The 5558-nt window shown below is 64.7% G+C and carries 4 protein-coding genes; 2 read left to right on the forward strand and 2 right to left on the reverse strand.

All coding sequences use genetic code 11. From position 1 onward, the window contains the following. The first annotated feature begins 118 nt into the window (after positions 1-118). On the forward strand, positions 119-610 hold the full coding sequence (locus Q0687_RS23235; protein ID WP_298881884.1) for a hypothetical protein: 492 nt from the start codon (positions 119-121) through the stop codon (positions 608-610). 171 nt (positions 611-781) lie between these two features. Continuing rightward, a complete protein-coding gene (locus Q0687_RS23240; protein WP_298881887.1) occupies positions 782-1231 on the forward strand; it encodes an ester cyclase in 450 nt (149 codons plus the stop codon). 65 nt (positions 1232-1296) lie between these two features. On the opposite strand, the gene Q0687_RS23245 is transcribed toward Q0687_RS23240, so the two are convergent. Together Q0687_RS23245 and Q0687_RS23250 are read right to left on the reverse strand one after the other, a co-directional pair. Continuing rightward, the gene (locus Q0687_RS23245; protein WP_298881890.1) at positions 1297-3900 is read right to left on the reverse strand and encodes an EAL domain-containing protein; all 2604 of its coding nucleotides are present in this window, start codon (positions 3898-3900) and stop codon (positions 1297-1299) included. A 129-nt stretch (positions 3901-4029) separates the two neighbouring features. Continuing rightward, positions 4030-5331, reverse strand: coding sequence for an MFS transporter (locus Q0687_RS23250; protein WP_298881894.1), 1302 nt, complete (start codon positions 5329-5331; stop codon positions 4030-4032). Positions 5332-5558: the final 227 nt, after the last annotated feature.

Raw genomic sequence — 5558 nt, forward strand, 5'->3', positions numbered from 1 at the left:
GGGAATCTTATCGCGCGAATCACAGGAAGCAGAGCCTTTTCACACAGCCTGGGCCCGTGGCTGACCTCAGCCCTGCGCTCGGCGATGTCCGCTTCCAAGAGATGACCCGACTAAGGGCATGCTGGCTGCCGAGGGCAACCCCATAGGAATACGACGGAATGAGCGCCGCGAAATCAATGGCGCCTTCGTCGGTGATGTCGCCGCGCTCGATATCGTGTGTTCCCGCAAACCAGCATGCATTTTCGAAAGAGCCTGGCGTTGCCGCGGGAGTTATTGGCCACGAACGCATTTGCACATCAACGTCAGGCGTCCTCAAAAGGAATCTCCAATGGGCTTGCTGTCGAAGACGACCATCGCAACGGCTGCGTTCGCGATCATCTCAAGTCAGGCACTCTCGGAAGCGTGCTGGGATTTCAAGTCCGACATGGCCTACATGTATCGCGGGCCGGGACAGATGAGCGTCCGAACCTTCGGAGACGAGCATCGCAGCGCGATCATGAAGTACGCGGCGAAGGTGCCGAAAAACACCGTCTTCTTCATGAAGGACGGCGAGCTCTATTCGGCGGCGGGCATGTCCGAGAATTCGCTGAACGAACTTCACCTGGAATGATCGGCTCTGGCCTGATGGGACGCAGCAAGGCGCGCCACGTCCCACACCGACACCCTCATGCCGGAAAAGAGCAAGGGTAGCCACGTCGTCGGGAATCGGGTGGGAGAGCAGCGGTGTGACGGTCATAGCTTCTCATGGTGGGCAGCAAAGCACACGACAGGAGAAGTGATCGTGGCGATTGAAGACGACAACAAGGCCATCGTTGGCCAGTGGTTCACGAAGTTCTGGGGCGAGACCTGCGACCTCGGAATTGTCGATGAACTCGCAGCGCCAGACATGCTGCTGCAATATTCGCTGCACGAGCCGCGGCGTGGGCGCGACGATATCAAGGCGTTCATGACGGACTTCCGGCAAGCGTTCCCCGATCTCAACTTCTGGGGCGCGGCCGATCTCATCGCCGAAGGCGACTATGTCGTCGGCCGATGGGAAGGCGGAGGCACGCATACCGGACCGGCGTTCGGCGACTTCCTGGCGGGATCGCTGCCGGCCAACACCGGCCGCAAGATGAAGTTCACCGGCACGACCGTGTTGAAGCTCAAGAACGGAAAGATCGTCGAGGAAATCGGTCTTGACGACGGTGTGACGGCCTTGCAGCAGCTCGGCCTCATCCGCGCAGCCTGAACTGCAAGACCAAAACGAAGATACCGGCGATCTTGCGGTCGCCGGTGTGATCCTTGGGTGCGCGCCTAAGCCGAGCGCCTCACCGCGCCCTCACCCGCCGGCTTGACATCCAGCCGGCCCAGCATCGCCCGCGCGTGCTCGGCGCAGTGCTCGATCAGCCAGCGCTCGAAGGCAACGGGCGCGAGCGCGGGGGCGTAGAGGAAGCCCTGCACGACGTCGCAGCCGAGCTCGGCCAGCATCTTGCGCTGGCCTTCGGTCTCGACCCCTTCGGCGACGACGGTCAAGCCGAGGCCCTGGCCCACGCGGACCACGGCAGTAGCGATGGCAAGCGCGCCGGCATCCTTGTCGATGTCGCGCATGAAACTGCGGTCGATCTTCAGCTCGCGGATCGGCAGGTGGGCGAGCCGGCTGAGGCTCGAATAGCCGGTGCCGAAATCATCCACGGACAGGCCGATGCCGAGCGCGCGGATCGCATGCATCGTCTCCAGCGCAGCGGCGCCGTCCTGCATGAAGGTGCCTTCGGTGATCTCCAGCATCAGCGCATCCGGCGGCAGATCGTATTCGGCGAGGACGTCCTCGAGCCGTGCGGCCAGCGCGACGTGGCGGAAATTGATCGGCGACAAGTTCACCGAGACTGAGGGGATGTTGAGCCCGGCGCGACGCCAGCTAGCCATCTGCCGACAGGCCTCGCGCACCGACCACAAGCCGATCTGTTCGATCAGGCCGCATTCTTCGGCGAGCGGAATGAATTTGGCCGGCGAGACATCGCCGAGCGCGGCATCGTGCCAGCGCGCCAGCGCTTCGACGCCGTGGATCGCGCCGTCGGAGCTGCGGATCTGCGGCTGATAGCTAAGGCTGAGCGCACCCTCGGCGATGGCGCGGCGGAGTGCTGCGATCATCGCCAGCCGCTGCTCGGTCAGGCCGTTCATTTCGGCGTTGAACATGCGATGGGTCGAACGGCCCGCCTGCTTGGCCATGTACATGGCGGCATCGGCCTGCTGCATCAGCGTGTCGATATCGGTCGCGTGGTCGGGATAGAGGCTGATGCCGATGCTGGCCGACATCGGCATCAGCTTCGATCCAAGCCGCAACGGCGCGGTCAGCGCTTCGGTGATGCGGACAGCGACCTGCTCGGCGGCCTCGGCATTGCGATGTGGCAGCAGGACGACGAACTCGTCGCCGCCGAGCCGGCCCAGCATGTCTTCCGGCCCGATCTGCTCGCGCAGGCGCTGCGCGAGCTGGATCAGCAGCTCGTCGCCGGCGGCATGGCCGAGCGTGTCGTTGACGTCCTTGAAGTGATCGACGTCGAGGAAGGCGAGCGCGACATGGCTGCCGGTCGGACAGGCGTTGATCGCGGTCGTGATCAGGTGGCGCAATTGCGCGCGGTTGGGCAGTCCGGTGAGGATGTCGTGATAGGCAAGCCGCGCGATCTCGGCGCGCGCTTCCTTGCGTTCGATGGCGAAGGCGCCGAGGTCGACGCAGGCATTGACAATGCGCCGGTGCCAGTTGCTCGGCGCGCGAGGCTCGCGATAGTAGAACGCGAACGTCGCAATGACCCGGCCGTCCTTGGCCTTGACCGGGGTCGACCAGCAGGCACGCAAGCCGATTGCGAGCGGCATGGCCTTGTAAGGCTGCCAGCGCGGATCGGTGTCGAGATCCTTGGCGAGCACCGGCTCGCCGTAGAAGGCGGCGGTGCCGCAGGAGCCGACGGCCGGGCCGATCGCGATGCCGTCCAGCGCGCGGGAATAGTCCTCGGGCAAGCTCGGACCGCCGAGCGGGTGAATCAAGCCCGCAGCATCGATATGCAGCAGCGAGCAGACGACGTCGGGCGCGATCTCCTCGACGCGGCGGCAGAGCCGGTCGGCAATCTCGGTGATCGGCACCTCGTCGGCGAGCGCGCTCATGATGAGCTGCTGCAGCGAGCGCAACTGCCTGCTCTCGGTGATGTCCTCGACCAGCGCGAAGATGTGCTTGAGCCGGCCTTTGTTGTCGCGGAAGGCGTCGAGCCGCGCGCAGACCCAGACCTCCTCGCCGTGCTTGTCGTAAGCCAGTGTCTCGACCTCGCCACGCCGGCCGCCGGCCATCAGCCGCTTGACGAGCTTGCCGATCGCCCTGCGGTCGGTATGGCGACCAGCAATGAGCTCCGCCACATGTCGTCCCTCCGCCTCCTCGCTCGAGTAGCCGAACAGCGACGTGAAGGCCGAGTTGACGTAGCGGATGTTCTGGTCGACGTCGGTGATGATCACCGCGCGATTGGTCTGGTCCGAGACTGCGTTGAGCAGCCCGATCCTGACGCGACGCTCGGCGTCGGCGGTGACGTCGCGCGCGAACACGATGTGCCGGACAGCGCCGTCGATGGTCGTCGACGACAACGCGATGGTGGCCTTGATCCGGCTGCCGTCGCGCCTGACAAGGCTGATCTCGTCGCGAATGTCCACGACCGGATCGGCGTGAAGGCATTTGAGCGTGAGAATGGCGGCGTCGCCACCGAGCACGTCGGCTCGCGCAAGCTTCCAGATCCGCTCCGCGCCAGCATTGAAATGGGTGATGCGATGTTCACTGTCGACGATGACGATGCCGTCGTCGGCACATTCGAGCACGGCGTGCAGCACGTCGGGCGTTTCGGTCACAGGGCAGTCGTAGGCAGACATCATTGGACCCGGCAGCATCGGCAATCGGCTCCAGGCTAACGCCTCGATGGTGTCCAAGACGTTTTTGCAACCGGGCCGCATCAGGCCAAGCCGCGACATGCTTAACATTCCGCTGATGACACAGAGGTAATCCGGTGCGAACGGAACCTAGTCCCCGCGAGTTCCCGCCGGGACCGTGTGCAGCCGGCCGGCCACGGCCCGCACCTTGCCCGGCGCGGCCCGCCAGACCGACAGCGCGGAGAGGAGGCTTACAATGATGGCGATGCCAAACGCGAGCGTGTAGTTGCCGACGCGATCATAGAGCAGGCCGGTCACCCACGGCCCCGCCGCGCCGCCCGCCAACGCCGCGAGCATGATCATGCCGAAGATGCTGCCCTGTTGGCGGCCCCCAAAGATCTCGAACACCACCGCGCCCATGATCGAGGTGAGGCCGTAGCCGAGCGCGCCTTGCGTGAGCACCATCAGCCAGACCAGCCAGAACGAAGGCTGGTATTTCAGCGCCATCAGCGCTGCGAAACAGATCGCAAAACCCGCGCAGCTGATGGCCCAGACCCATTCGCGCCCGATCCGGTCGGAGACATGGCCGAGGAAGATCTGGCCCGGGATACCGAGCAGGCTGACGGCACCGAGCGCCCAGACCGCAACGCTCGGGCTGAAGCCGATGTCGAGCAGGAATTTGGTCTGGTGCACCTGCACCGCGTACCAGATGTACAGGCCGCAGAAATAACCGAGCGCGATCCACCAGAAGCGCGCCGTCGCAACCGCCCGCTTCAGCGTCCAGTCGATCGCGGCCCAGTCGGGGTCGACGATGTTGGAGACCGGCTTTGCGGCACCCGCGACCGGCTCGGTGTCGCCATCCGGCCGCAGGCCGATGTCTTCGGGGCGCTTGTGCAGAAGCAGATTGATCGGCGCCAGCACGAGAAGGATCATCAGACCCATCGCGGTACAAGCGGTGCGCCAGCCGGTCTGCTCGATCAAATGCTGCACCCATGGCAGCAGCGTCACCGAGCCGATGCCGACGCCGGCAAACGCAATGCCGATGGCAAAGCCACGCTTGCGGATGAACCAGTTCGGCAGGAACAGCGACTGGCCGGAATAGCCGAGGCACACCGAACCTGCGCCGACCATGACGCCGATCGTCAGATAGAGATGCCAGGGCTGGCTGGTCAGCGGCGCCAGCAGCAGCCCGCCGCCCATCAGCAACACCCCGAGCTCCATCACCGCGCGCGGGCCGGCGCGGTCCATCAGCCGTCCGATCAGCGGGCTGGCCACGGCGGACGCAACGAAGCCGAAGGAGAACGCGCCCGCAGTGACGCCCCGCTCCCAGCCGAACTCGGCAATGATCGGCGGAAAGAACAGCGAGAAGGAGGTCCGCGCGTTGACGCCGATCGCCATGGTGACGAATGTCACCGCAACCACGACCCAGCCGTAGAAGAACGGAAGCCGCATTTTTTTGTTTCATCCCTGGACGATCACTACCGATCATCCGGAACTGCCGGGGTCAAGCGATTTTCATGCATGCCTGTTGTTGCCTGCGGCACATCCTTCGAGACGCCCGCTTGAGGCGGGCTCCTCAGGATGAGGACGAAGTGTGCGGCTGCAGTCTCAACGGCACCAATGTCGCTTAGCCTCATCCTGAGGAGACCGCGAAGCGGTCGTCTCGAAGGACGAGGCGC

This window comes from uncultured Bradyrhizobium sp. (assembly GCF_936928535.1).
GTDB lineage: Bacteria > Pseudomonadota > Alphaproteobacteria > Rhizobiales > Xanthobacteraceae > Bradyrhizobium.